Genomic DNA, 25,288 nt, shown 5'->3' with positions numbered 1-25,288 from the left:
ACTGCTTTCGCGAGCGGGCTCGCTCCCACAGGTATCGCAGGTTATTTTTCGACGAACGCACGCTCGATCAGGTAATCACCCGGCTCGCGCATCCGCGCCGAGATTTTCAGGCCGAAGCTGTCGAGCACTTCGCTGGTCTCGTCGAGCATGCTTGGGCTGCCGCAGATCATTGCGCGGTCGTCCTGCGGGTTGATGGGTGGCAGGCCGATATCGCTGAACAGCTTGCCGCTGCGCATCAGGTCGGTCAGGCGGCCCTGATTCTCGAACGGCTCGCGGGTCACGGTCGGGTAGTAGATCAGCTTGTCACGCAGCGCCTCGCCGAAGAACTCGTTCTGCGGCAAATGCTCGGTGATAAATTCGCGGTAGGCGACTTCATTGACGTAACGCACACCGTGAACCAGGATCACTTTCTCAAAGCGCTCGTAGGTTTCCGGGTCCTGAATGACGCTCATGAACGGCGCCAGACCGGTGCCGGTGCTCAGCAGGTACAGGTGCTTGCCCGGGTTCAGGTCATCGAGAACCAGCGTACCGGTAGGCTTCTTCGAGATGATGATCTCGTCGCCTTCCTTCAAGTGCTGCAGCTGGGAGGTCAGCGGACCGTCCTGCACTTTGATGCTGAAGAACTCGAGATGCTCTTCCCAGTTCGGGCTGGCGATCGAGTAAGCGCGCATAAGCGGGCGGCCATTGGGCTGTTGCAGGCCGATCATCACGAACTGACCGTTCTCGAAGCGCAGGCCCGGATCGCGGGTGCACTTGAAGCTGAACAGAGTGTCGTTCCAGTGATGAACACTGAGGACACGCTCGTGGTTCATGTTGCTCATGTACGTTTGACTCCTGGAGATTGGTCTGCGCGGCTCAATGAGGCTCAACGTGCGCAATTGCATCGCATTCTAATAGCGACGACAATATCTGTTAACTGGATTATTAAGATAAGGGTTATCGGTTATATCGATATGCGATTTACTCTCCGTCAACTGCAAGTCTTCGTCGCCGTCGCCCAGCAGGAAAGCGTATCCCGTGCTGCGGGTCTGCTCAACCTCTCGCAATCGGCGGCGAGCACTTCGATCACCGAGCTTGAGCGCCAGTCCAGTTGCCAGCTGTTCGACCGCGCCGGCAAACGCCTGAGCCTCAACGCCCTCGGCAAACAACTGTTGCCGCAAGCGGTGGCCCTGCTCGACCAGGCCAAGGAAATCGAAGACCTGCTTAATGGCAAATCCGGTTTCGGCTCGTTATCAGTGGGGGCGACGCTGACCATTGGCAACTATCTGGCCACCCTGCTGATCGGCAGTTTCATGCAGCGCCACCCCGAAAGTCAGGTCAAGCTGCACGTGCAGAACACTGCCAATATCGTGCAGCAGGTCGCCCACTACGAAATTGATCTGGGTCTAATCGAAGGCGATTGCAGCCACCCGGACATCGAAGTGCAGAGTTGGGTCGAGGATGAGCTGGTGGTGTTTTGCGCGCCGCAGCATCCGTTGGCCAAACGCGGCAGTGCGACAATGGAAGAGCTGACCCATGAGGCATGGATTCTGCGTGAACAGGGTTCCGGCACGCGGCTGACCTTCGACCAAGCTATGCGTCACCATCGCAGCGCGCTGAATATTCGTCTCGAGCTGGAACACACCGAAGCGATCAAACGTGCAGTGGAATCTGGCTTGGGGATTGGCTGCATTTCGCGGCTGGCGCTGCGCGATGCCTTCCGGCGCGGCAGTCTGGTGCCGGTGGAGACGCCGGATCTGGACCTGGCGCGGCAGTTCTATTTCATCTGGCACAAACAGAAGTACCAGACTTCAGCGATGCGCGAGTTTCTCGAGCTGTGCCGAGCATTCACCGCCGGGGTGCAGCGCAGCGACGAGATCGTCTTGCCGACTATCGCTTAAAGCAGAATCACCGCCCACACCAGCCCGATCATGCTCAGCGCCACGAACTGCGCGGCGCTGCCCATGTCCTTGGCGTTCTTCGACAGCGGATGCAATTCCAGCGAGATGCGGTCAATGGCCGCTTCCACCGCCGAATTGAGCAGCTCGACAATCAGCGCCAGCAAGCAAACCGCGATCAACACCGCCTGCTCGACCCGGCTGACATTGAGGAAGAATGTCAGCGGAATCAGCACCACGTTGAGCAGCACCAGTTGGCGGAATGCCGCTTCGCCAGTGAAGGCGGCGCGCAGGCCATCGAGCGAATAGCCGGACGCGTTGAGGATGCGTTTCAGGCCGGTCTGGCCCTTGAAAGGTGACATAAGAAAGAAACCAGCCAAAAAGGTGTGGGGAAGCTAGATCAACGAAAGTCAAAAAAGCGTGAAACCGCCAGCCATCACTGGCTCGGAATTGACTCAAGTTGTTGCAGCAGTAAAGCCGCTTGCGTGCGAGTGCGCACGTTCAATTTGCGAAAGATCGCCGTGACGTGGGCCTTAATGGTCGCTTCCGACACGCTCAGCTCATAGGCAATCTGCTTGTTGAGCAGACCTTCGCAGACCATGGTCAGCACGCGGAACTGTTGCGGCGTCAGGCTGGCGAGGCCATCACTGGCAGCTTTCGCCTCATCCGACACGCTGACTGCTTCGAACGCTTGCGGCGGCCAGAACACGTCGCCATCGAGCACCTTGCGCACCGCTTCCTGAATTACGCTCAGATCGCTGGACTTGGGAATGAAACCACTGGCGCCGAACTCGCGGGATTTGACCATCACCGAGGCTTCTTCCTGGGCAGAGACCATCACCACCGGAATCTGCGGATACTGCCCGCGCAGCAGCACCAGCCCGGAAAAACCGTAGGCGCCGGGCATGTTCAGGTCCAGCAGAACCAGATCCCAGTCAGCCTTTTCGGTCAGGCGGGCTTCCAGTTCGGCAATGCTCGCCACCTCCACCAGCCGCACGTCCGGGCCAAGGCCCAGCGTCACCGCTTGGTGCAGGGCGCTGCGAAACAGTGGGTGATCATCGGCAATCAGGATGTCGTATGTGGCCATTTTTCAAATGATCCTGTTTTTGATGGCAGACGCGGTAGATTCCGGTCTGGCCAAAGCAACTCGAGACAACGCTTGGAAGCGATATCCACAGGGGCACGTTCGACGCCAATCAACAGCAAACACGGCGTCTCAAACCTTGGCCGCACCCTAATCGGCGCCAAGCATGCCCAGCGCAGCCGGGGTGGTCAAGCAAGATGGCCAGCGCTGTCGACAGTATGGGCCACTATCGGGCCAACGCCGGCTGCGGCTTTCGTATATAGGGCAGCAGCTCGGCATGGGCGGGCGTCGATTCATTCATGTCCAGTTGCTGCTTGGCACCGAGGTAATGCTGGCTGAACACATCGAAATAAGCATCCAGCGCCGAGGCGGCATCGCTGTCACCGGCCAGCTCCAGGCACAACGCAGCGACTTCGGCGGTGCACAGGTGCTCGCTGCGGGTCGAACGGCGCAAGCGATAGCGCGAGAGTTTGTCGGGCAGCAGGCTGAGGATTGGCAAGCGGTCGAAATACGGACTCTTGCGAAAAATCTTGCGCGCCTCCGTCCAGGTCGCATCGAGCAGAATGAACAGCGGGCGCTTGCTGCTATCGACTGCCACCGTGTTGGTCACCCGCGACGGTTCGACATACTCGCCCGGAAACACCAGGTACGGCTGCCATTGCGGATCGTTGAGCAGTGCAAGCATCTGCGGGTCGGGCTCGGTGCGTGACCAGATGAACGCATGGTTGTCGCGCACCACATCGGCAATCAGCCAACCGGTGTTGCTTGGCTTGAACACTTCCTTGCCGGTCATGATCAGGCACACGCCGGAACGGGTGTCGACGCTTGGCCGCCACGCGCACAGGCAATGACTGATGATCACTCGGCAATCGCGGCAACGCTCGGAGCGAAAGCCGCGCGCCTGAATCGGCTTGATACCTTCGTCTTCGCGCTGATCGCGCAGGCGGGCCACGGCGTTGGGGGCATGGTTCATCGCAGGCAACACCGGCTGACAGGGAAACTCGACACGAAAAACACTCGGCAGGGCAATAAAGGCCGGCAGTTTACCAGAGCGTCGGCCACAAGCCTGTACCGTCCAGACCGGCTCCCCTATAATTCGCCGCCACTGAACGCACCGCCCCGTGACGGGTCGAACCACCAGTCACCGAATCAGGAGAGTTTCATGCTGCGCCTTATCGTTCCCACCGCTGCCATTCTGCTGGCGTCGTCCTTTACCGCTCAGGCTGCGTCCCTGAGTGAGCAGAATCTGAACCGAGAGCTGCGCAACGTCGCCGCCCAAAGCAGCGTCGGCACGCCACGGGCGATCAATGAAGACATTCTTGATCAAGGCTACACCGTCGAAGGCACGCAGCTGATCAACCATCTGAGCGTGCAAAAGAGCCACGCCGACAAGATGCGCGCCGATCCCAAGGCTGTGTATTTCCAGTTGGGCGCGTCGGTGTGCAACAACCCGTCGTACCGCAAGCTGATGGCCAAGGGCGCGATCATGCGTTACGACTTCACCGAAGTGAAAACCAACAAAGCGATCGGCTCGGCCAGTTACCAGGAATCCGATTGCCCGAAAGCCGCGCCAGCGAAGAAGAAGTAATCAGCGCGAAGCCTTGGCGCGCCGCTGCTCATCCTCGGCGCGCAATTCCGCCACTAGCGCCTGCAGATAGCGCGAGCGACGCTCGCCGCCGGCCAATCGTCGGCAGCACTCTTCTTCGAGACTCAATTGATGCGTCTCGGCCGACTCCTGCAACATTCGATACAGCTGCGTATCGATCTCCAGAACCACTCTGACCATGCATCCCGCCTCCTTGCCACCCACGAATCCTTGAATTGCTTTGCCTTGCGCAAGCGCAAGGTTGTCTTGCGACGTCTGTATTTGAGTAAATCAGAGTGATGGCCCTTTGCGATACGTTCAGACGAGCGGCGGGGCTTTGGCGCAAATCAGTAAGCGGTTGCCAGACAAAACGTTACAGCGCACTGTTCAAGTCAGCGCGAATGCGTGCGAGGGTCTAGATTGAGAGTATTCCCGATCATTCGTTAACGGCAGAAATGGAACTGCCGGCCCTGTGTGTTTTTGCAGTGCGACCCGGACGCTGGTTGTCCGGGCTACCCGCTCTGTACAGAAGGAGACGTTGAATGCCTTATCAACCGAATGACCTCTTGAGCCGTCATTTTCAGGAAAGCGGCGACCTTGTCAGCCAGGTCGAAGCCCAACTCAGTCATATTTCCACCAACAGCCCGAACATCCCCATCTACCGTGACATGATCCTGACCGTGCTGCGCATGGCTCAGGAAGACCACAACCGCTGGAACGCCAAGATCACCCTGCAAGCCCTGCGTGAACTGGAGCAAGCATTTCGTGTACTCGAGCAATTCAAGGGGCGGCGCAAAGTTACCGTGTTCGGCTCGGCACGTACGCCAGTGGAGCATCCGCTGTATGCAATGGCCCGCGAACTCGGCGCAGCACTGACACGCGCAGAGATGATGGTCATCACCGGCGCCGGCGGCGGCATCATGGCCGCCGCCCACGAAGGAGCCGGACGTGACCACAGTTTGGGTTTCAACATCACCCTGCCCTTCGAACAACACGCCAACCCCACCGTCGACGGCACCGATAATCTGTTGCCATTCCACTTTTTCTTCACCCGAAAACTGTTCTTCGTCAAAGAGGCCGATGCGCTGGTGCTGTGCCCAGGCGGGTTTGGCACCCTTGATGAAGCGCTGGAGGTGCTGACACTGATTCAGACCGGCAAAAGCCCATTGGTGCCGGTGGTGTTGCTGGATGTTCCGGGGGGTACCTTCTGGCAAGGTGCGCTGGACTTCATCCGCAATCAGCTGGAAGAAAACCGCTACATCCTGCCGACCGATATGAAGCTGATGCGACTGGTCTACAGCGTTGAAGAAGCGGTGGAAGAGATCAATCAGTTCTACAGCAACTTCCACTCCAGCCGCTGGCTCAAGCGGCAATTTGTGATTCGCATGAACCACAAGCTCAGCGACCAGGCACTGGCGCGGATGCAGGAGGAGTTTGCTGATCTGTGCCTGAGCGACCAGTTCCACCAACATGCCTACAGCGGCGAAGAACACGACGATGCGCAGTTCAGCCATCTGGCACGGCTGGCCTTTGCCTTCAATGGCCGTACCCATGGTCGTCTGAGGGAGTTGGTGGACTTTATCAATCTGCCGGAAAACTGGGCCGATTCAAAACCGCCCATTGCACAACGCTCACGCGAGCCTTTCAACGTAATTTGAAGGCAAAAAAAAGGCCCGCTATTTTCTAAAAAATAGCGGGCCTTTTTTGTTGAATCGGTCTAATCGTCTATCCCTCGACCGCTGAACAAGCGGTTGATCATCTCCATCGAGAACCCCCGATACGCCAGAAACCGGCCTTGCCTGGCCCGTTCTTTCGCATCAATCGGTAAATGTCCGGAGAACTTACGTTGCCACGTATCCTGAAGCTGCGCCTGCCAATTGATACCACTTTCGCGCAGGGCGATTTCGATATCGGTACGTTGCAAACCCCGCTGGCTGAGCTCCTCGCGAATTCGCAGAGGGCCATAGCCGGAACGGGCTCGGTAGGAGACAAAGCTTTCAAGGTAACGGGCTTCGGAAAGCAGACCCTCTTCCGTCAAACGGTCGAGGGCTGTTTCGATCAGCTCCGCCTCGGCGCCGCGCTGACGCAGCTTACGCGTCAACTCGACTCGACCATGCTCGCGACGTGCGAGCAGGTCCATGGCGGTTCGCCGCACCGCGACGAGGGTATCCAGTACGGCGGTGGTCATCGCTGATATCAGAGATCAGCGTCGGCCAGGTCGTCTTCGGTCTCTTTGACCGCCGAGGCCTTGGAATCCGCGATCACCGCTGGCGACAGCAGCTTGTCACGCAGCTGCTTCTCGAGCTTCGCGGCGATTTCCGGGTTGTCCGCCAGGAACTTGGCCGAGTTGGCCTTGCCCTGACCGATCTTGGTGCCTTCGTAGGCGTACCAGGCGCCGGACTTCTCGACAAAACCGTGCAGCACACCCAGGTCGATCATCTCGCCGTTGAGGTAGATGCCTTTGCCGTAAAGAATCTGGAACTCGGCCTGACGGAACGGCGAAGCCACCTTGTTCTTCACAACCTTGACGCGGGTTTCGCTGCCGACCACTTCGTCGCCTTCCTTCACCGCGCCGGTACGGCGGATGTCGAGACGAACCGAGGCGTAGAACTTCAGCGCGTTACCACCGGTGGTGGTTTCCGGGCTGCCGAACATCACGCCGATTTTCATACGGATCTGGTTGATGAAAATGACCAGGCAGTTGGCGTTCTTGATGTTACCGGTGATTTTACGCAGCGCCTGAGACATCAGACGTGCTTGCAGGCCGACGTGCATGTCGCCCATTTCACCTTCGATTTCAGCCTTCGGCACCAGTGCGGCCACGGAGTCGACGATGATCACGTCAACGGCGTTGGAGCGCACCAGCATGTCGGTGATTTCCAGGGCCTGTTCGCCGGTGTCCGGCTGGGAAACCAGCAGGTCGTCAACGTTGACGCCCAGCTTGCCGGCGTACTCTGGATCGAGCGCGTGCTCGGCGTCGACGAATGCGCAGGTCGCGCCGGCTTTTTGCGCCTGGGCGATCACGGACAACGTCAGCGTGGTTTTACCGGAGGATTCAGGACCGTAGATTTCAACAATACGGCCTTTTGGCAGACCGCCGATGCCGAGTGCGATGTCCAGACCCAGAGAGCCAGTAGAGATGGCCGGGATCGCCTGACGGTCCTGATCGCCCATACGCATTACGGCACCCTTGCCGAATTGACGTTCGATCTGACCCAGGGCCGCAGCCAAGGCTTTCTTCTTGTTGTCGTCCATTAAAGTCCTCACGTAATCAATAAGGCCTGACGGCCAACACCTGTATAAGTAGCCAGTATTATTCCACAGCGTTCGAAGATCGCCTACCCCTGATTTTCGATTTCTCGTGCCGCTAGTCGCACAAGCCCCTCTAGCGCGGCCTTCACCGTTTGTCGGCGGACTTCATCACGACCGCCGGGGAAGTGCTGAACTTCAGTGTAAACCTCATCGCCCACACCCCAGGCCAGCCACACTGTGCCCACCGGTTTGTTCGGCGTGCCACCGTCGGGACCGGCGACACCGCTGACCGCCACGGCAAAATGCGCCAGGCTGTGATGCTGCGCACCGCGCACCATGGCCTCGACCACTTCACGACTGACCGCCCCTACCGTCTCGAACAAATCGCCTGGCACATCCAGCTGCCGGGTTTTCTGCCGATTGGAGTACGTCACATAACCCGCTTCAAACCAGGCCGAACTGCCCGGAATCCGCGTAATCGCTTCGGCGATACCGCCACCGGTACAGGACTCGGCGGTAGTGACATGAGCATTGAGCACTTGCAGACGTCGGCCCAGTTCTGCGGCCAGTTGAGTGGTCTCTTTCACGGCGAGCTCCGAATCGTGTGGAATGCCTTCACCGTACACGAGCCGGCCATGCTTTCAATACACAAGATCATTCAAGATGTTCGGGCGCCAGCGCTCTGACATAGGCCTGACAGGCCTGCAACGCAATCAATCCACGGTCGCCGGTGTCGGTGATGGCGATAATTCGTTGAGCATGCGCCGGGTCAAGTCGGGCGCGTACGGTTGCAGGATCCACGCCGCCGGTGCCGGCGGCGGCTGGCACCGCACAGCCGTGGGCAACGTCGCCGGCATCGAGAAGGACTGACAGCCGCACATCGGCAGTAGCAAGGCGATCGCGCAAGCGATCCTGATCACGTTGGGCATCGCTCAGCGCTCGATAATGGGTTTGCTCACTGGCCGCGAGCCGCTGCTCCAGTGCCAGGCGTCTATCCTGCTCGGCCTGTTGCGCGGTGGCGGCGGTCTGCGTCAGTTGATTGAGGGTTTCGGCGTTTAACCGCGCCTGCTCGGCCAATTGCCGCCCGTAGCGCCAGTCCTGAAACTGCCATGCCGCTGCAAACGCCCCGGTCACCAGCAGCAACAGACCCATCACGCGCCAGGAGCTGGACATAGCACCGCCCTCGCCCGCGCCCAGATTTCCAGACGATCCTGCAAGCCGTTCAACCCGCCGTTGATCCGCCGGGTGATGGTGTTGAACTGGTCCGCGTCGGCCAGTTCATTCAGGCCCTTCTGCGCCCAGAACCACGCCGCCGATTCGGCCGCCCATTGCGGTTGCTCGAGCAATTCGGGCAATGCCAACAGACGCTCATCGCCAAACAAGCCGAGACTGCACTGACGATAATTTGCCCGGCCGGTGATCTGAATCAGTCCACGCCCGCGATACTTTTGCCCGTCGCCATCCGCCTCGGGCGTATTGCCCAGACGCAGCGCCAGGGTGCCGGTGTCGTATTTGCTCAGGTACTGGTTGTTGCCCAGTTCGCGCACGTAACGCAATTGGCCCGACTCGTGACCGACCTGTGCCAGAAAAGCCGCGATACGTTTTGGCGTATCGATGCGATGCCTGGCCATCGCGGTGTTGAGTGGCGAAACAAAAACGCCCGCTTGGGAGCGGGCGTTGGGCATGATGTCGATAAGGTGTTTTTCAGTTAATTGCATGATGCTTGATCCTCCCTGGATGTTGTCCCGATTGAATCACGGCTGGCGGTTGATGCTTGCCAGCCATTTATTTGCCAGAGTTTTCAGGGTGCCGGTTGCACCAGTTTCAGCGAGTACCCCATCCGCCGGTAGCACCTGCCCGCCCGAGAGCTGCCACTGCTGGAACTCTAGCCAGTCGCGATTGTTGGAGTCCTGTGGAATAAATGCACAGTCAGCCAGGCGCAACACGCCGCAAGCGCTTAGTTGATAAGCCATGAGTGTCGCTCCTAGATTTCAGCGTCCGCTGTCCATTCCAGTTGTAAAGTCTGCCCCGGTGCGCTGCCGACTGGCGTGACAGTGGCAAAAGAAATACTACGATCCGTTACGCCTTGAAGTAGCGTGCCGGTGCAAGCTTTGCTGATCGTTTGATTCCAGACCTGATTACTGCTGTCTGCCGGGCTATAGGCAGTGACAGTCGGTTGAACCCTTTTCTGAACCAGAAAGCCGATCGTCATCCCGTATTGGCCGATATTTCCTGCCGGGACCTGAGTAAACGTCGAGATACACGTATTGGTGCCATTATTGGCTTTGACCGGCAACCCGGAAGCAAATGACTTTTCGTAATAGCGCTGACATAACGCCAGCTCCTGCGCTAAGGGACGAAGCTCAAAGGGAGTGGACACAGGCCCCTCCTCCAATTGGATCTGTGTCAGATCGACCGTTTGCAGAACGTTGAGAGGCAGATCGAACGCCAATGTCAGACAGTCGCCGCTGCCTTGCATTTTCCCCGCAATGGCGGGCACCTGAAACGTTGCGGTGTAGCGCGTCCACACTGTGTTCAGTTGAAACGTATCAATCAGTTTCCCAACGGCTGCCGATCCACCTACTCCGAATTGCTGCGCAATCGTTATTTGCAAAGGCCGCACGGCATCGGATCGAGCCCAAAACGTCAGCGTTGCCGTTTTTCCGGCGAGCGTTCTGACCGACTCTATATTCTGGGAGATTTTGTGAACGGTAGCTCCCGCCCCTGCGGACGTTTGCTGCCAGCGCAGGAAACAGGCCGGTTCATCAGAGACCTCGCCTTGCCCGAGCGCAAAATTTTGCCGCGTGATGCTCACTCCGGCGTTTCCGTTCCAGTCACAACGGAAACGATCAGCCACGTACCCGCCGACATTTGGCGCCTGATTGCTCGCACCACGCTGCCAGATTCTGAAATCGCCATTGATCAACAGATTCTTGCGATAGACCTGCACCGGAAACGCTTGCAGCGGATCAGGTCTGGACAACTCTCGAATGGCTTGAGCCAATTGATGGGTCTGATTTTCATCAGGTGTCAGGCCAGCAGCCGTGATTGCATTGAGTATTTCCTCGGTAACACTGTTCCCCCAACTCGCCGGGATCAGTGACCCCGGCGTCCCTGCAATCGGGTCTTCGTCGACAAACCTGCCGTTTTCCAGACCTGAGCCCGGAATGCTTTTCGGATAATCCATATCACGTCCCTAATGATTTAAAGCGCAGCAGGCAGCCAGCTCGGTGCCACCGGCCTATGCGCGCTGGACGGGAAGAATGAGCCTTGCGGCCACTCGCGCAACGCCCGTCGATAAGTTTGCAGTTCGGCATATTGTTCAGTGGTCAATGTTGTGCCGCCGCCGTCCTCCAGTTCATCACGGTCGCGTGCGACCAGGCCGTCAGTGGCGGCAAGCTGGGCGTTGCGCCAGGTGCGCTCGAAGCCTGCGGCCGCCTCTGCCGAAGGAGGCGGTGGATCGACCAGGACCGGATAACCGCTTTCAGCATGCACGCCAATAACTTTCGCGGTGACCGACAGTTGCTGCAGCAGCGAGATCCAATAGGCTTGGGGAATTTCGATGACATCGTCAGGAATGTCCGACGAATTGATACCCGGTACATACACGCCTCGCGTACCGGCGCTGAAAAGCACGTTGGTAGTATTCATTCAATAACCCTTGGCAAAATAAAACACGGTCCAGCCAGCGCCAGGCTGGTTGACCGCGTTGCGCACTTTCAAGCGAACGCCTTGCTTGGTGGCGGTGCCTCCGACAACAATCACGATGGCCGCTTCGCCACCGGCATGGTTGGCGACACATGAGAAAAAACCATTCGGGAAGGAAACCGGGAAATTGACCCACATTTCACCGTTGGCATCCGTAATGCCGGTCCCCCATTGATCTATGTTTCCACTGGCGTGCTTCTGATACCCGGGGTTAGCCGTCAACCCTGAAAACAGTGCGGCATATTTGAGACTCGCGGTGCCGTGGACTGCCCAGACTCCGTTTTCCCTGACGACGGTGGCGCTCTCACCACTGTTCATGACAATCGAGGTCAGTTCAGCTCCTTGCGGGCTTATTTTCGCAATGCCTGTACAGGCAATAGTGACCGGGGCGTTGCTACGGCAATGCAGCGTGAACGTTGCGCCATTGGGAACTGACTTGATGTCTGGCAAAGACACGGTATAGGCCGAGTTTCCGCCCAGGCCGATCGCCCATCCCACATCCGCAAGAGAAAGTTGCGCCGTGGCTGCGATGTCACGAGACCCTGCGTGATTGCCCAGTGCACGCTGCACGAACTCGGCCGTAGCCACTGAACGGCTGAAATCGAATTGCGCCGGGGTTTTGAAGAGCTGCGAGCTACGTAGCGCGTCGAGCATTTGTGTATTTGAAGTCTCGGTCGGTGTCATTCCAGCAGCCCGCACAACGCCGAGAATTTCCTGCGTCACGCCGTTGCCCCATCTCGCGGGAATCAACGAGCCGGGTGTGCCCGCGAGCGCGTCCTCATCAACAAACATGCCATTGACCAAGCCTGCGCTTGGCACACTGATTGGATAATCCATTGTCTTTTTCCTTAACGATGACTTCGATCCTTGCGGTCGCGCGGGGCGCCACAGGCCAAATGATGTACAAACTAAACAAGCCCATATCGCGTGGCGTCGGTGACGTAGAAGTGGACCTTGTTGCCTAGCTGGATATACCGTTGATCAGGGCACGAATCCCGATCAACGCATCGTCTGCGGCGCCACGCGCCAAATCGACCTTGCCCTTGCCCGCCTGTGCGCGAATCTGCGCCTTGGCCTTCAGGCGCAAAGTGCGCAGAGTGAGCAAATGGTCAGTCAACTGCTCCGCCTTACTCAGAATCTGCTCGGCGGCCTGTTTGGCGCTGCGGCCTTTGACAACCCACGCGGCGACCGACAGCGGCACTTCTTTTTTTGGGTAACCGGCGTCCTGATAAGCCTGCGCGTCGGCGGCGGCCTGGGCGTATTCCATGGCTTTGAGCGGGTCGCCGGCCAGCACCGAGCGGACGTTATCAGCAGCGGCGTCGATCATGCCGCAGAGGCGTTCGGCTTCCAGCAGTTCCAGTTCGGCGACCCTGCCCGTATTGAGCTGCCATGCTTCAGCGACCCACTCATGGGCAGGAGAAGGCTGTGCAGCACGCAAACCGTCCTCGAACTGATGCATTTCTTGAATGATGATCATCGGATCAACTCCCAGGAAAGATTGATATTCACCGCTGCTGTAAAGTTGATCGCAATACCGTTGGAGTAGTCGCTTGGAAGGATATTTTTGATACCCATGCTCAACAGCAATTCGTCACTTGTTCCGTTATCAGCACCGAAGGCGTGTTCGGCTTGATAGGTCTGCCACAGGGAACGCAAAATGCTGTGGTCGAAGCTGGCGGTCAATGTCGAAACGGTTGTGTCATTCACCTCGTTGTTGGTAATAACCCGCACCGTCTCACCCGCATTGGCCCAGCCGTCCCAGTTGCTCGACGTGGCAACCTTCGGGTTGAGAAAACAGTAGTTGGCGCCCAGCCATCCGGGTGTAGCGAAATTCACAGCTGTGACTTGTGTCGGATGCGGCGTCGCGTTGCCCACCACCAGACGAGCGGCACGAGCATGCGGGTCAAGTGGCAGGTACACCACGCCATTACCGCTGATTGTTTGCGTCCACGACAAGCGACTGCGGTTATAAATCGGCCGGACAATTGGTACCGAGCCGGGACCAGCCGTCACCACCCATGCCAGACAAAGATCCAGCGTCGTCGACTGGAAACCGCCTCCCGCCGTTCCATTGATCGTGCCCTTCAAACCCTCCGGTGTAGCGTCATAAATCGTGCCGCGCTGCATGTAGAAGGTCAGCAGGCCCGCAACCACTTGCGCACGCAGAAAGTAACCAGAGTTGGGCAAAAGATCGGCACTGCTCCAGGCTTGTGTCGTAAACGTGCGCGGACGACCCAACTGACCTGCCAGCACTTCTTGGCCCAGGCTGATCAGTACGCCGGGCAGAATAGATAACCGCCCGCCACTGGTAGCAAACGCGGTCGGTGTGATTGGCAATCGCCCGTCCGCCGTAGCGACGGTGGCGGTTGGCAAGGCGCCAATCGGCAACGCCGAATCCAAATTCCAGCCCTTGGCCGAAACGCTCTGAATCGCCTGCAACAACTGATCGTATTTCTTCTCGTCAGGCGTCAGGTCCGCCGCCTTGATCACGTTAAGAATTTCCTGCGTAACCCCGTTCCCCCAATCCGCCGGAATCAACGACCCCGGCGTCCCCATCAACGGGTTCTCATCAACAAACTTCCCATTCACCAACCCGGCGCTGGGCACACTCTTCGGATAATCCATCCCTCATCCCTCCCTAGTCATAATTGATGCGCACCTTGGTATGCGCCGGCGCGCTGCGGTGGATCAGGCATTCCAGCGCCGAGCCCGGGTTGACGCCGAAGCGCTCGCCCCAGTAGCTCGCGCCGTAACGGCGGCCGAGCAGCAGGCGGCCGCCGGTGTTGAGCGTCCACATGAACTGCGCTTCCCAAGTGCCCCAATGCGCCGAGCCGAAGCGAGCGCGGCCCATGCGTGGGGCTTCGTGTTCGGTGATGCTGGCGTTGGGGTAACCCTGGCTTTTGGCGATGTCGAGGTAGTAACCGACCGCCTGGCTGCCGACCGCGAGCAAGCGGCGGCGGACGGCGAGGCGGCGGTCGTCGAACAACGGCGTGGCGCCCAGGCACGGGTCGGGCAGGTTCATCACCCGCTCCCAGTCCGGCACCAGTTCGCTGACGCCGGCCGGGTCCATTTCGTTGAGCAGGTCGGCGGCGCGCGCATCCAGACGGGCCAGTTCGACGGCGACGCCTTGCAGCACTTCCTCAAGCTCGGGCACCCGCTCCGGATCCCATGCCGGGCCACTGGGCAGCAAGGCGCGCAACTGCGCCTGGTATTGCGCGGCGGTTCTTATGCCCCCCATACGCAGCCTCCGAAGGTGAGCAGTTCGCTCTGCCCGGCCGGCACGTCAGCGGCTGGAGCAGTGAGCGTGTGATCGTATTCGCCGCCGGCGCTGCTGATCGCTTCGCGGATATGGCTGATCAGCAACGGCACGCCGAGGTCAGCCTCGCGGTTGTGCAGATCGCGCAACTGCGCTTCAACGGCGGCGCGCACGGCGGTAGTGTCCGGATTGACGCTCTTGAAGCGATACACCACCGGCACTTGAACCGGTCGCTGCACGTGCACTTCCGCGGTCACCGGACGCAGCGGTTCGATGTACTCCTGAACCTCCGCCAACTGCTCATCGTTCGGCACCGGTTGCGGGTCTTCATCACGCATGATGAACACCGTCACCGTGCCCGGCCCGAGCAGGCCGCCCCGGCACCACGCCCGCGTCACACCCGGCACTTCCAGCGCCCAGGTTTCGTAGTCGCTGGCCGCGCCACCATGGGGAATCACGCGGTAGGAACGGATGACCCGCGAGCGCAGCGATTCGAGGCTTTCCCGCGCCACGCCGCCGCTGAGGCCCGGCGCCAGCACCACGAAGCTGTTGCCGACAATCCCGGCAATCGGCTGCACCTGGGTCAGCGTCAAACCCGCATCAGCGTTGCCCAGACTGCCGGCCTCCAGCGCCGCAATCGTGGTGCTGTTGCTGCCATTGACCGTGGTGCGCGCCGTGGTGACTTTGTAGGTGCGGCCATCGTTCGCTTGCAGCAGAGTGTCGACGTCGAGCACGGCGCCGGGAGTGGCGGTAAAACTGACGCTGCCGGTAGCCACTTGCGCGGCTTTGCGCGGCTGATTCAGGCGCAGCGCGGCGATGCGTTCCAGGGTTGACTCGTCAGCCTTGTCCGGCAGGATCTGCTCGGCGATCCAGTCGAGATAACCGTACAGACCATAAGCGGCGCCGCCGAGGGTGCGGGCGAGCACTTGCGCATCGGACTGGCGCAGCGAATCGCCGGCCAGGTCGCTTTGGGTGCGCTTGATCAGCACCGGCAGCGAAGGGGTTTCAAACGGCATAGATCACCTGCCAACTGTTATCGGGGTTGATGTCCAGACGTTCGCCGTCAGCCAGCGTGAGGATCGTGCGCAGGTTCAGGCGCTGGGCGTCGAGGCGTTCGCTGATGATGTCGATGGCGCTGCAGTGGCCGTCGTCGAGCAGCCATTGCAGGGCTTCGCGGGCATAGAACTCGGCGTCCATTTGCGTCTGCCGGGTCAGCTTGACCCGGCGCAGCAGCCACAGCCGCGAGCCGATGCGATCGTCGGCAACCGTGGGAAAACTGTCGCCCCACCAGCCGAAGCGTTCTTCGTCATCGAGGGCGTCGTCATCAGCGGCGCGACGCCAGGTGAACAGACTGATGAGCACGGCGCGGGTCAGCGCGGCGTGGAGGTTCTGGCTGATGAACATCACTGGCCTCCTGCCGGCGCGCCGGTCTGACCGTTACCGGCCTGCACGCCAACATGCACGTGTTTGATCTGGCTGATGCCGCCAGCCAGTTGATCACCGGTGGAAACGATCTTGCCGGTCTGGTTGATCACCGGCGTATCGAAGTTCACCGCGCTGCTGGCGCGGATGTTCAGCGTGGCGGTTTCGATGTCGATGATCCGCCCGCGCTTGAAGTGAATCCTGTCGCCCTCGTCGGTGTAGATCGCCACTTCACCGGCAGCGAGCGCTTGCAGGCGATAGCGACGGTCGGCGATGACCAGGGCGATGGCGTGGGAACGGTCGCCGCCGATGAAGGTGACGACCCCTTCAGCGCCAGCCAACGGATGGCTGGTGAAACCGTAGGGTTCGAAGTGTTCGAGGTCGTCGTTGACTTCACCGGCGGTGAGGCGCATTTGCAGCGATTGCAGCTTGGTTGCCGAATTGGCGAGCACGACAGTGCCGCGCGCCAGCAGGCGTGTCAGTAGGCTCATGGGTTTCCTTAGACTTTGTCGACACAAACCCTGTGGGAGCGGGCTTGCCCGCGATGGCGGTGTGTCAGGGAAAAAATGTATTTGTTGTCACGACCGCTATCGCGGGCAAGCCCGCTCCCACAGGGGCCATTGTCGCCAGCAGGATCTGCGTCAGGCCTGGGATTGCTTCGGGGGCGTCGGATCAGGATCAAAGGTATGCGGCGGGGCAACTTGCAGCGTGGTCACCGAACCTTGCGCCGACAACGAATAAGTGACCTTGGAAATCAGCATGTCACCATCGAAATCGAGCACCGGATCCTTGACCTTCACTAGCGTGTTATGGCGCCACAAATCGCCATTGCTCTGCCGCCAGCCCTGCACCTGATAGGTGGTGGTCTGCGCACGGCCCATGCGAGTCGCGCTTTCCCATTGGGCACGCTGCTGCGCCAACTCAAAGGTCAGTTGCGTGCCTTCGTTGATCACCGTGGTGCGCCGCCGTTTGAAACTCAGGTCGGCCGCCGTCGACTCGACTTCGCTGACCGCCGCGCCGCTTTTCGCATCCGAGCCTTTCTGCTGGCCGATCACCCGATACTCGGAGAACACCTGGCTGAAATCCATTGGCGCACTGGCCGACAAGATATTCTTGCCCAGCTCCAGCGCATCGCTGGCGCGGCCGCCGCTGCCGGGTTTGGCCAACACCAACTGGCCCAGCTCGTTGTCGGTGGAAAACACCCGCAGCAGCGACAGCAATCGGTCGATCGACTGGAATGCCGTTTCACCCGGCACGATGGTGTGTTTGGTCAGGCGTGTGGTGTCGCTGATTTCATTGACGACCCACAGTCCATATTCGCTCGCCAGATCGCGGACGATAGTCAGCAAGGGTTGTTGCTGCCATTGGCTGGGCAGGTTACGGGCGGCGCAATCGACCAGATCCTGGGTTTTCGAACTGCCTTCGATGGTCAGGCTGATCTGCCGCCCGTCATAGCGGATCGGTGCCTTGAACACGTAACCGGTGAGCACCAGATCCTTGCCGATTTTCACCTCGCAGGGGTCGCCGGGTTTAATCGGTTTGCTCACCGCCTGCCCCGGCCATTGCCAGGTAATGTCGAGCTTGAAGGTGCGGAACTGACGCTCGAGATCGGCGGTGATTTCGACGCTTTTCCAGCCGCCGTATTCCATGCCGTTAACCGTCAGTGTGACGTGGTTATCCAACTCGTCCATGGTTCACTCCCTGGAGACTTTCACATCGCTTTGCGGGAGGTACAACGGATTGGTCACGCCGTTGCGCTGCACGACTTCGGTGACTCGCGTGGCGTCGCCAAACTGTTTGTACGCTATGACCAGTGCTGGAAGGCTTTCCTGAAAGGATTTGCTGACCAGTCGCACGCCCGAGGATGCCACGGCCTTGAGGTGCGCAACCAAGGCATCCTGCACGTCACTGATAGCTTGATAGTGATCAGGATCGGCCTTGTTTTTCGCCCCTTGCAGCGCCTCCACCAAATCCTTTTGCAGCGCCTGCAAATCATCCGTGGCCGGGACTTCCGGGCGGGTGACTTGCTGATGGGCCTGCTGAGCAACGGTGGGCGTCGACGGCAGTTGCAGCGCTCGGGTGGCCACTGGCATCGATGCGACCCACTGCGCCACTTTGACGATCAGCGTGTCCTGCACCAGATCGGCCATCGCCTGCGCTGCGGCATTGGTGTCCTTGCCGGTGGTGATCTTCGGCGCATCAGCCTTGCGAATCGCTTCGAGTTGCTGCGACACGTCGGCGATCACGCCACGGTAGCCTTCCTTGGCGAACGCTTTCAGTTCCTGGATATCGCCGAGCAAACCGTTGAATTCCGCCGCCACTTCCTTGGGCAGCTCTTTCACGGCTTTGACCAGTTCAGTGATCTGGCGGTACTGCTCGATCAAAGGTTTCAATTGCTCCTTGATCACGTCATAGACGCCGGTAAGGCTGTTGCGCAGGTTGGTGATGCCGATCCGCGCAGCCTTGATCAAAGTCATCGCCTGTTCGAAACGCGCCACCGCTGAACCCAGCAGACCGTCGGCCTTGGCCAGGAGCACTTTCTGCGTGCTGACCGTGGCTGTCGGAAACGGCAGGGGTTGGTCGGGATAGAACTTCAATGCGAACGTCACCAGCCCACCGTCCTGGCGGGTGTGGGTCATGTCGCATTCGCCGACCTTGACTTGCAGGCGTCCAAGCCACGGATGCACCAGCTCGCCACGCCCCTGCTCCAGCGCCTTGAGCAGCTTGTCGCGCTGCTCAAGGCAATCGGGGCCGATGATGAACGCGGTCAGATCGTGAGTCTTGGCCTGCTGGCCGAGGTCCTCGAAAAACGGCAGGTCGCGTTGCGGGTACTCATGCAACTGTCCTTTGCGCCCGACCGGGGTTTTCGCCTGGTCGATCCAGAAACCGACACCGCGAAAGGATGCCGGCAATAAACGGTCACGCCAGTTCATTGGGAACCTCCCATCGACAGCGAGCGATAGCCGATGCGTGAAGACACGGCCAGGCCCGGTTGATTGGTTTGCGGTTGTTCGGTGCGCAGGCCGGCCGGCGCATTTTCGAAGCGCACGGTCAGGCCGCCTTCGAGTTGCGTACGGTTGTTGGCGGCACTTTGCTGGATCAGCGCGCTGGAGGTTTGTGGCAACGAACCGCTTTGCAGTGCGCCGTTGCCAGCAGGCGCCGGACTGGCAGCGAAGAACGCCGGTGCCAGTTCGCCTTTGCCTTCGGCATTGGTCTCGCGTTGCGCTTGGGTCAGCGTTTCGACCTTGCCGGTGACCTTGGCGATCAGTCCGGCGAAGCCACCCTCGAACAACTCCTTGATCGGCGCAATGACGGTTTGCAGCTTTTGCCACAACTCGCCGAACCACTCAGTGATCGGCCCCCAACTCTCGATGATCTGATCCAGAGGTTTCCATTCGAACAGACTGTGCAGAAAATCCACGACCGGCGCGGAAAGCGCCAACACGACGCCCCAGATCGCCGAAAAGACCTCACCGATCGGCTGCCAATACTGAGCAATCTGCTCCAGCGGCGACCACTCGAACAGGCTGGTGAAAAAGCCTCTGACCCGCTGCACAGAAGTTTGCAGCGCCATCCAGATCGGTTCGAAGAACCCGACAATCCCACCCCAGGCGCTGGTGAGCATTTGCATCGGGAAAAAATCGAACAGTGCCCGCAAAGTATCCCGGGTGCTTTGCACAGCCGATTGCAGCGTCGTCAATATCGGCTGGAAATACGCAATAACGCCTCCCCAGGCGCTGGTGATCATCTGCATTGGCGAGAAGTCGAACAGCGACACGAGGAATTCTTTAGCCGGTAGCGCGACTTCTCGCAGGCCGCTGAACATCGGTTCGAAGAACCTCACGACACCACCCCACGCATCGGTAAGCATCTGCATCGGCGAGAAATCGAACAGGTTTCTGAGAAATGCCATCACCGGCACACTCAAGGCCTTGAGCAATTCCCAGATCGCCGAGAACAGGCCGGTCAGCGGCCCCCAGTTTTCAATGATCATCCCCGCAGGCGACCACGAGAAAACCGACTTGAAGAAGTCGATCACTGGCGCCGTCACGGCCATCACCTTGTCCCAGACTCCGGAGAAAAATCCCGTGACCGGTTCCCACAGCGCAGCCAGTGCCGCCAGCGGTCGCCAGTCGAGTACCGAGCGCAACGTCGCCATCGCACTCGCCCCGATGTTTTTCACGCCCTCCCACATCCCGGTGAAGAACGCGCTGATCGGCGTCCAGTTGGCCACGATCAAACCGGCCGCCACGGCAATGCCCATGGCGATCAGCATGATCGGGTTGGTCTTGAGCACCATGTTCATGACGTCCATCACCTGCGTCATACCGGTGACCGCGGTTTGCATAGCGGAGAAGGCAATTGCCCCCGCCGCCAGGCCTTCAACCAGTTTCGGGTTGTCGGCGAGCAGGCTGCCGACCTGCGTCAGCATCGGTTCCAGCCCGACCACCAAGGCCCCCACCGCCGGCACCAGCGCGGCGTCCACCGCCGCCGAAACCTTCTGCATCGACGCACTGAACACGTTCATGTTCTGCGTCGCTGCTGTCGGCGCGGCGGGCAGATCTACGGTTTTCGCCGTGTCGCTGACTTCGCTCAATTTGCCCTGGAACGCTGCGGCCGATTTGATGCCGTCTACAAACGGCGTGATCACGCTGCCGCCGTTGAACAGACCACTGATGTCCAGCTTGCCGAGGCCGGTCTGCTCGAGATTGTTTTTAAAACTCTCAACCTTCATGCGCAGGGCGCCCAGTTTGGGCGAGAGTTCATCGATGCCGGTGATCAGCACCGGTTTCGGGGTTTTCTTCTCTTCGTCTGCCATCACTGCACCTGCTGCATCGCATTGATCCGTTGCGCGTGCTCCAGCGATTCGCGGAGCACATCCAGTGGCCTGGCCATCATCTGTTCGGGGTCAACCTTCCAGAACCAGGCCAGGTCATAGGCGACGGCGATCAGGTCGGTGATGGCGCCGACGCCGCACTCATGAAAAAACTCGCAACGGCCCAGCTCAGCGCATTGAGGTCAGCCAGATCAAGCTGGTTGACCGACGACGGCGGAATGCCCGCGCACACGGCGATGTATTTGGCCGCCACGTCCATGTCGAGGCTGACTTCTTCGCTCTTGTCGATCTTGTACGGCAGCGCCTTGATCGCTCGCACTTCCTGCACCGTCGGACGACGCAGAACGAGTTCGGTCAGTGGCTCGCCGTGGGCTTCGATTGCTACTTGAAGCTTCACGGCGGCGCTCATTGCCAGGTCCCCTTGATGCCTTCGAATTTCAGTTCGATGGTGGCGTCGTCGCCCTTGGAAACTGGCTCCTCGACCAGATAGGCGCCGGCCAGCACGTAGACTTTGCCGTTGCTGAATTCGCAGGTGACGGTGATATCAGTGCCTTCGATCAGCTTCTTCAGCGGGAAGTCGGCGGTGTGCAGCGCGGTCACTTTGAACGACGGTGCGATGTCGGTTTCCTTGTAGAAACCGGGCACGACGGTTTCACGTTTGACGGCCATCAGCGGGGCTTCGCAGCCGCCATTGATGGTCAGTTGTGCGCCGTCGACCTTGACGTAGCAGGTGCCTGCAATCAGTTGACCCATGGTGTTTCTCCCTTCAAATAAAAAGCCCACGCGAGGTGGGCTGAATGCTTAGCGCCGACTGCGCGGATCAGGCCGCGTCGTCGTACTGCAGACGGAACTGGTTGAGCAGTGCGAACACGCGCAGACCGTTGATGTAATCCGGCGGGAACAGCACGTTCACGCGGCTCGGGTCCTGCACGTCGCGCTCGACGATCAGGTGTTCGGCGAACAGCTCGGCGTTCTCCACATGGCCTTCCAGCTCTAGCTTGGCGTACTGCGCAATCAGCTCGCCGCGAATGGTCGCAGGCGTGACGATCGGCTGACCGGCGCCGAAACGGGTACCGTCGGAGGCCAGTTTGTGGCGTCCGTATTTGCTGGTGATCACGCTTTGCAGACGACGCACGATGAACGCCGACTGGTGCATGGTTTCGCTGTCCAGATAGGAGTTGTCGGCCTGGCCGTAGGCGTTCTTCTGGTAGGTGGTGATCGAACGCTGGATGCGCACGTAACCGCCTTCGTAGTACGCAGTAGCGATGCCGTAGTTGAGCAGCGACTGACGCTCGGTCAGGGTGAAGCGCTCGCTGGCCGGCGCCGGGTCAACACCCGGCAGGCTGCCGCTTTGCGTCGGACGGCTGGCATCGGCGGAGATGAACACCGCCGTGCGCGCAGCCAGTGCCGCCGCTTGTACCCAGAACGGTTGCGGTACGCCCGGCTCCAGCGCCTGGATGGTCATGTGCTGATCGTTGCGCGCCTGGCCGGCAGCGACCAGCGTACCGACCGTGCCGCGTTTGGCGCTGTAGACGTGACCGAACAATTGCTTGGCCCACGACCAGCGCCCGGTGCTGTCATCCATCACCGCTTGCCAGGTGTTGAGGGTGGCCAGATCGGACCACGGCAGCGCGATGAATTCGAACGGCTCATCGCCCAGTGCCGCGACAGCGGCGATCTGATCCGGCACACCGGCGCCGCCGGTCATGGCGGTGATTGCGCTGGTCAGACCGGCCGGAGTTTCTTCGCCGTTGCTCTTGCCCAGGCGATTGAATTGCAGGCTGATGTCGTTGCCGCTGTCGCCGGTCCATTTGGCGGTCAGGGTGACCACGCCTTCGGCAGCCGCCGCGCTGACCGGCAGGTCGGCAGTGGCGTTGATTTTCTGCGCCAGTGCCGTGGCCGCTTGAGCGGCGGTGGCGCCGTTGACCACGGTGGCCTGCACGCGCACGCCGCCGACATATAGATTGAGCATGCCTGCCTGGGTCGCGGTACCGGTCAGGGTCAACACACCCTTGGCGATGGCGCCTTCGGTGTTGTGCAGCGGCAGGCACCAGATCTCGCCTATCGGGTCAGCCTTGCGGAAGGTCTCGTACATCGAAGCGAGCATCGAGCCCTGGCCGCCGATGCTTTTCGCCAGCGCCACGCTGGAAACCAGCACCAGTTTGCCGACTTCAGTCGGGGCAATATTGTCGTTGACCTGGGCGACGATCAAACGGCGCATGGCCGAGGTCGCGCTGTTGGCGGCCGAGTTGTCCATTTCGGCATAGAACAGCGGCACACGAATGTCCGCCGGGATGTTGCTGAATCCGATCGCCATTATTTGGCTCCCTGTGGTTTAGCCGCTTTTGCGGTTTTGAGTGTGATATCGCCGTCGGCCAGACGCCGGCGCCACCAGGCGCTGTCCAGCACTTCACGGCCTGCGGCCGGCAGCAAGTCGCCGGCCTCCGGGTCAGGTACGACACGGCCAGCGGCCGGCACTACGGTGATGCGGTTGCTCATGGGGTTACGTCTCCAGAGAAAGTCATTTCCACCCGGCCATCCGGACCCGGGCGTTGCAGATTGGGGTCGGCCGGATCGATCGCATCGACCCGCACCGTCATCCCGGTAAAAGACGACAAAGCGTCCAGTTCGCGCTCGTGCCAACTCTCCGCAGGCTGACTTGGCAGATTGCGGCCGAGCTGGAACTCGGCATAAAAACGCAGCCGATAGAAGGCGCGGCTGCTGTTGATCGAGACCATCTCGCCGCCGTCGTAGACGATGGCGCTGTAGTCGGAATCGGGTTTGAACCCCACCAGCGCACGCCACAGTTCGGCGCGCAGGTCGTGCAACCCATCCAGCGCTTTTGTCGCGTCGGTAGCGTCAAGGGCCAGGACGATTTCAAAGCGGTCGCGGATTGGTTGGGTGGTGAGGTTTTGTGTGTTGCTGTTGCTGGCCAGATCGGCGATTGCCAGCACGTGGGCCGAAGGTGTTGGCAGATCCGGGTTGCCTTGCAGCAACGCCAGATCGACACCCACCGAAATGTGATTGGCAAGCCCAGGGCATTGCCCACGCAGTTGCGTGAGGATCGGGGTGATCTTCATGGGGGTGTTCCGAAGTAAGAGAAATTACAGTGAACGCCGCAGTCCCTGTGGGAGCGAGCCTGCTCGCGAATGCGGTCGATCAGTCACATCGATGCTGAAGCTGACGTCCCTTTCGCGAGCAGGCTCGCTCCCACAGGAATAAGCACTCGGTTCAGGATTACTGTTCCGCCTTCGGGTCCAGGCACGACGCATCAATCAGGCAGCGATAGCTGTTCTCGCGACTGCCGCTGGCGGTGACCTTGTCGATCGACCAGCGTCCGCGCATGAAGTCCGGCCAGCTCTCATCGAGCAATACCAGCCCTTCGGCCGCGAGCCGTGGTTCCCCCGGGCAAGTGATTTTCACTTTGTATTTCTGCCGCAACATCTTGCGTACTTCGCCCTCGCCAACTGCGATGGCATCCGCTTCGCTGGGCTGCTTCTGGCGCACCGTCTTGAACGGCGCTACGCCAGTCTCGATCCAACGCAACACCCCGGCCGCCGCATCCCAGAAACAGGTCTTGCAGCCCTTGACCTGCTCGCGGGCCGATTCTTCCAGCGTGGCGCTGATGAATGCGTGATCGCCGGGGCGATTGTTGTGGGTAACCGACAGCGTCACGTCCGGCAGAATCTGCCCCGACAACGACTTGGTCTGCCCGGGCCGCGCAAGCACATAGACATCGCCGTAAGGCTTGGCGACGACGTTGTATTTTTTCGCCAGACGCGTGACAAACCCCATGTCGGTCTCGTTGGACTGGTCGATGTGCTCGATGCGTATCAACGAAATCTCCGGCGCGACCCGTGGCGAAAATCCGTGCAGCTCCACCAGCTTGCGAAATAAACCACCCAGCGTCGTTGGCCCATGACTGGCGGTGCGGCGCTGCTTGAAGCCGGTTTCATCATCCTTGCTGAATGGCGCCGCAGTGGCCACCAGGGTGAGGCGAAACGGAAACAGTGTCGGCGTCAGACGCGTCACTTTGAACAGGCCTTTATCGACCATTGCGGTTTCTCGATAACCGACTTGCAGGCCAATCTTGCCGCCCAGATTCGGCAACCCCTCAAGCCCCTCCAGATCGATAGTCAACGTCAGTTGATCGGACTCGAAACCGGCGGCGTCGATGTGCTCCCAACTGATCAGGCGCTGATTGAGCAGGGCCGCGTTGGCCCCGTAGATATTCACTGCCGGCGTAAATCCCAGTGCCATTCAACCT

At 60.0% G+C, this 25,288-nt stretch carries 32 protein-coding genes; 3 read left to right on the top strand and 29 right to left on the bottom strand.

Annotated features, from left to right (window positions below; translation table 11 throughout):
* Nucleotides 1-41 precede the first annotated feature (41 nt).
* Nucleotides 42-821 (bottom strand): ferredoxin-NADP reductase, encoded by a 780-nt coding sequence (gene fpr, locus AB4N41_RS14630; RefSeq protein ID WP_007908723.1) that lies wholly within the window; start codon nucleotides 819-821, stop codon nucleotides 42-44.
* 132 nt (nucleotides 822-953) lie between these two features.
* Between fpr and AB4N41_RS14625 the strand changes: the two genes are divergently transcribed.
* Complete coding sequence (locus AB4N41_RS14625) at nucleotides 954-1,880, top strand: LysR family transcriptional regulator (protein ID WP_024011881.1); 927 nt, start codon at nucleotides 954-956, stop codon at nucleotides 1,878-1,880.
* Here AB4N41_RS14625 and AB4N41_RS14620 read toward each other — a convergent pair.
* The 3 genes from AB4N41_RS14620 to AB4N41_RS14610 form a co-directional block, all read right to left on the bottom strand.
* Nucleotides 1,877-2,239: a diacylglycerol kinase gene (locus AB4N41_RS14620; RefSeq protein WP_016771411.1), complete on the bottom strand. Its 363-nt coding sequence runs from the start codon at nucleotides 2,237-2,239 to the stop codon at nucleotides 1,877-1,879. The two genes, AB4N41_RS14625 and AB4N41_RS14620, sit on opposite strands and share 4 nt — an antisense overlap.
* 74 nt (nucleotides 2,240-2,313) lie before the next feature.
* Nucleotides 2,314-2,964, bottom strand: coding sequence for a response regulator transcription factor ErdR (gene erdR, locus AB4N41_RS14615; RefSeq protein WP_016771412.1), 651 nt, complete (start codon nucleotides 2,962-2,964; stop codon nucleotides 2,314-2,316).
* 223 nt (nucleotides 2,965-3,187) lie between these two features.
* Nucleotides 3,188-3,934 carry a tRNA-uridine aminocarboxypropyltransferase gene (locus AB4N41_RS14610; protein WP_236168039.1) on the bottom strand — a complete coding sequence of 249 codons (747 nt, stop codon included), beginning with the start codon at nucleotides 3,932-3,934 and terminating at the stop codon, nucleotides 3,188-3,190.
* Between the two features lie 189 nt (nucleotides 3,935-4,123).
* On the opposite strand from AB4N41_RS14610, the gene AB4N41_RS14605 reads away from it, so the two are divergent.
* A complete protein-coding gene (locus tag AB4N41_RS14605) occupies nucleotides 4,124-4,549 on the top strand; it encodes a PA3611 family quorum-sensing-regulated virulence factor (RefSeq protein ID WP_007908738.1) in 426 nt (141 codons plus the stop codon).
* Here the strand turns inward: AB4N41_RS14605 and AB4N41_RS14600 are convergent, their stop codons facing one another.
* The gene (locus AB4N41_RS14600; protein ID WP_016770569.1) at nucleotides 4,550-4,747 is read right to left on the bottom strand and encodes a hypothetical protein; all 198 of its coding nucleotides are present in this window, start codon (nucleotides 4,745-4,747) and stop codon (nucleotides 4,550-4,552) included.
* Nucleotides 4,748-5,088: 341 nt separating this feature from the next.
* Between AB4N41_RS14600 and AB4N41_RS14595 the strand changes: the two genes are divergently transcribed.
* A complete protein-coding gene (locus AB4N41_RS14595; RefSeq protein WP_252877590.1) occupies nucleotides 5,089-6,204 on the top strand; it encodes an LOG family protein in 1,116 nt (371 codons plus the stop codon).
* Nucleotides 6,205-6,263: 59 nt separating this feature from the next.
* Here the strand turns inward: AB4N41_RS14595 and recX are convergent, their stop codons facing one another.
* The 24 genes from recX to AB4N41_RS14475 all read right to left on the bottom strand — a co-directional run bounded on the left by recX (nucleotide 6,264) and on the right by AB4N41_RS14475 (nucleotide 25,281).
* A complete protein-coding gene (gene recX, locus AB4N41_RS14590; RefSeq protein WP_252877589.1) occupies nucleotides 6,264-6,734 on the bottom strand; it encodes a recombination regulator RecX in 471 nt (156 codons plus the stop codon).
* A gap of 8 nt (nucleotides 6,735-6,742) precedes the next feature.
* Nucleotides 6,743-7,801, bottom strand: a complete 1,059-nt coding sequence (recA, locus tag AB4N41_RS14585) for a recombinase RecA (RefSeq protein WP_024011876.1) — start codon at nucleotides 7,799-7,801, stop codon at nucleotides 6,743-6,745.
* Between the two features lie 83 nt (nucleotides 7,802-7,884).
* A complete protein-coding gene (locus AB4N41_RS14580; RefSeq protein WP_041478216.1) occupies nucleotides 7,885-8,385 on the bottom strand; it encodes a CinA family protein in 501 nt (166 codons plus the stop codon).
* Between the two features lie 67 nt (nucleotides 8,386-8,452).
* Nucleotides 8,453-8,971 carry a lysis system i-spanin subunit Rz gene (locus tag AB4N41_RS14575; protein ID WP_252877588.1) on the bottom strand — a complete coding sequence of 173 codons (519 nt, stop codon included), beginning with the start codon at nucleotides 8,969-8,971 and terminating at the stop codon, nucleotides 8,453-8,455.
* Nucleotides 8,950-9,516: a glycoside hydrolase family 19 protein gene (locus AB4N41_RS14570; protein ID WP_095180518.1), complete on the bottom strand. Its 567-nt coding sequence runs from the start codon at nucleotides 9,514-9,516 to the stop codon at nucleotides 8,950-8,952. The genes AB4N41_RS14575 and AB4N41_RS14570 overlap by 22 nt, the downstream gene beginning before the upstream one ends.
* 36 nt (nucleotides 9,517-9,552) lie before the next feature.
* Nucleotides 9,553-9,771, bottom strand: a complete 219-nt coding sequence (locus tag AB4N41_RS14565; protein ID WP_252868889.1) for a hypothetical protein — start codon at nucleotides 9,769-9,771, stop codon at nucleotides 9,553-9,555.
* 11 nt (nucleotides 9,772-9,782) lie between these two features.
* A complete protein-coding gene (locus AB4N41_RS14560; RefSeq protein WP_095180516.1) occupies nucleotides 9,783-10,985 on the bottom strand; it encodes a carbohydrate-binding protein CenC in 1,203 nt (400 codons plus the stop codon).
* A 17-nt stretch (nucleotides 10,986-11,002) separates the two neighbouring features.
* On the bottom strand, nucleotides 11,003-11,449 hold the full coding sequence (locus AB4N41_RS14555; protein WP_095180515.1) for a phage tail assembly chaperone: 447 nt from the start codon (nucleotides 11,447-11,449) through the stop codon (nucleotides 11,003-11,005).
* Complete coding sequence (locus tag AB4N41_RS14550) at nucleotides 11,450-12,343, bottom strand: gp53-like domain-containing protein (protein WP_095180514.1); 894 nt, start codon at nucleotides 12,341-12,343, stop codon at nucleotides 11,450-11,452.
* A gap of 124 nt (nucleotides 12,344-12,467) precedes the next feature.
* On the bottom strand, nucleotides 12,468-12,983 hold the full coding sequence (locus AB4N41_RS14545) for a phage tail protein (protein WP_095180513.1): 516 nt from the start codon (nucleotides 12,981-12,983) through the stop codon (nucleotides 12,468-12,470).
* Nucleotides 12,980-14,131: a phage tail protein gene (locus AB4N41_RS14540; protein WP_252877587.1), complete on the bottom strand. Its 1,152-nt coding sequence runs from the start codon at nucleotides 14,129-14,131 to the stop codon at nucleotides 12,980-12,982. The genes AB4N41_RS14545 and AB4N41_RS14540 overlap by 4 nt, the downstream gene beginning before the upstream one ends.
* Before the next feature lie 13 nt (nucleotides 14,132-14,144).
* Entirely contained in the window at nucleotides 14,145-14,744 is a 600-nt protein-coding gene (locus AB4N41_RS14535) for a YmfQ family protein (protein WP_252877586.1), read from the bottom strand.
* Entirely contained in the window at nucleotides 14,732-15,778 is a 1,047-nt protein-coding gene (locus tag AB4N41_RS14530) for a baseplate J/gp47 family protein (RefSeq protein ID WP_056783281.1), read from the bottom strand. Before AB4N41_RS14530 ends, AB4N41_RS14535 begins: the two co-directional genes overlap by 13 nt.
* Nucleotides 15,768-16,166: a phage GP46 family protein gene (locus AB4N41_RS14525; RefSeq protein WP_041478092.1), complete on the bottom strand. Its 399-nt coding sequence runs from the start codon at nucleotides 16,164-16,166 to the stop codon at nucleotides 15,768-15,770. The genes AB4N41_RS14530 and AB4N41_RS14525 overlap by 11 nt, the downstream gene beginning before the upstream one ends.
* Nucleotides 16,166-16,675 (bottom strand): phage baseplate assembly protein V, encoded by a 510-nt coding sequence (locus tag AB4N41_RS14520; protein ID WP_252877585.1) that lies wholly within the window; start codon nucleotides 16,673-16,675, stop codon nucleotides 16,166-16,168. The genes AB4N41_RS14525 and AB4N41_RS14520 overlap by 1 nt, the downstream gene beginning before the upstream one ends.
* A gap of 150 nt (nucleotides 16,676-16,825) precedes the next feature.
* Nucleotides 16,826-17,875 (bottom strand): phage baseplate assembly protein, encoded by a 1,050-nt coding sequence (locus AB4N41_RS14515; RefSeq protein ID WP_252877584.1) that lies wholly within the window; start codon nucleotides 17,873-17,875, stop codon nucleotides 16,826-16,828.
* Nucleotides 17,876-17,878: 3 nt separating this feature from the next.
* Nucleotides 17,879-19,117 carry a DNA circularization protein gene (locus AB4N41_RS14510; protein WP_095180509.1) on the bottom strand — a complete coding sequence of 413 codons (1,239 nt, stop codon included), beginning with the start codon at nucleotides 19,115-19,117 and terminating at the stop codon, nucleotides 17,879-17,881.
* Entirely contained in the window at nucleotides 19,114-21,003 is a 1,890-nt protein-coding gene (locus AB4N41_RS14505) for a phage tail tape measure protein (RefSeq protein ID WP_252877583.1), read from the bottom strand. Before AB4N41_RS14505 ends, AB4N41_RS14510 begins: the two co-directional genes overlap by 4 nt.
* A 130-nt stretch (nucleotides 21,004-21,133) precedes the next feature.
* On the bottom strand, nucleotides 21,134-21,430 hold the full coding sequence (locus tag AB4N41_RS14500) for a phage tail assembly protein (RefSeq protein WP_024011858.1): 297 nt from the start codon (nucleotides 21,428-21,430) through the stop codon (nucleotides 21,134-21,136).
* The gene (locus AB4N41_RS14495) at nucleotides 21,427-21,774 is read right to left on the bottom strand and encodes a phage tail tube protein (RefSeq protein WP_007908779.1); all 348 of its coding nucleotides are present in this window, start codon (nucleotides 21,772-21,774) and stop codon (nucleotides 21,427-21,429) included. The genes AB4N41_RS14500 and AB4N41_RS14495 overlap by 4 nt, the downstream gene beginning before the upstream one ends.
* 67 nt (nucleotides 21,775-21,841) lie before the next feature.
* Nucleotides 21,842-23,338, bottom strand: a complete 1,497-nt coding sequence (locus AB4N41_RS14490) for a phage tail sheath subtilisin-like domain-containing protein (RefSeq protein ID WP_071174557.1) — start codon at nucleotides 23,336-23,338, stop codon at nucleotides 21,842-21,844.
* Nucleotides 23,338-23,520: a DUF2635 domain-containing protein gene (locus tag AB4N41_RS14485; protein ID WP_024011856.1), complete on the bottom strand. Its 183-nt coding sequence runs from the start codon at nucleotides 23,518-23,520 to the stop codon at nucleotides 23,338-23,340. Before AB4N41_RS14485 ends, AB4N41_RS14490 begins: the two co-directional genes overlap by 1 nt.
* A complete protein-coding gene (locus AB4N41_RS14480) occupies nucleotides 23,517-24,101 on the bottom strand; it encodes a phage tail terminator protein (RefSeq protein ID WP_252877582.1) in 585 nt (194 codons plus the stop codon). Before AB4N41_RS14480 ends, AB4N41_RS14485 begins: the two co-directional genes overlap by 4 nt.
* A gap of 157 nt (nucleotides 24,102-24,258) precedes the next feature.
* The gene (locus AB4N41_RS14475; protein WP_252877581.1) at nucleotides 24,259-25,281 is read right to left on the bottom strand and encodes a phage late control D family protein; all 1,023 of its coding nucleotides are present in this window, start codon (nucleotides 25,279-25,281) and stop codon (nucleotides 24,259-24,261) included.
* Between the last annotated feature and the right edge of the window lie 7 nt (nucleotides 25,282-25,288).

The organism is Pseudomonas sp. S2_A10 (assembly GCF_054668465.1).
This window is presented reverse-complemented; position numbering and strand designations above follow the sequence as displayed.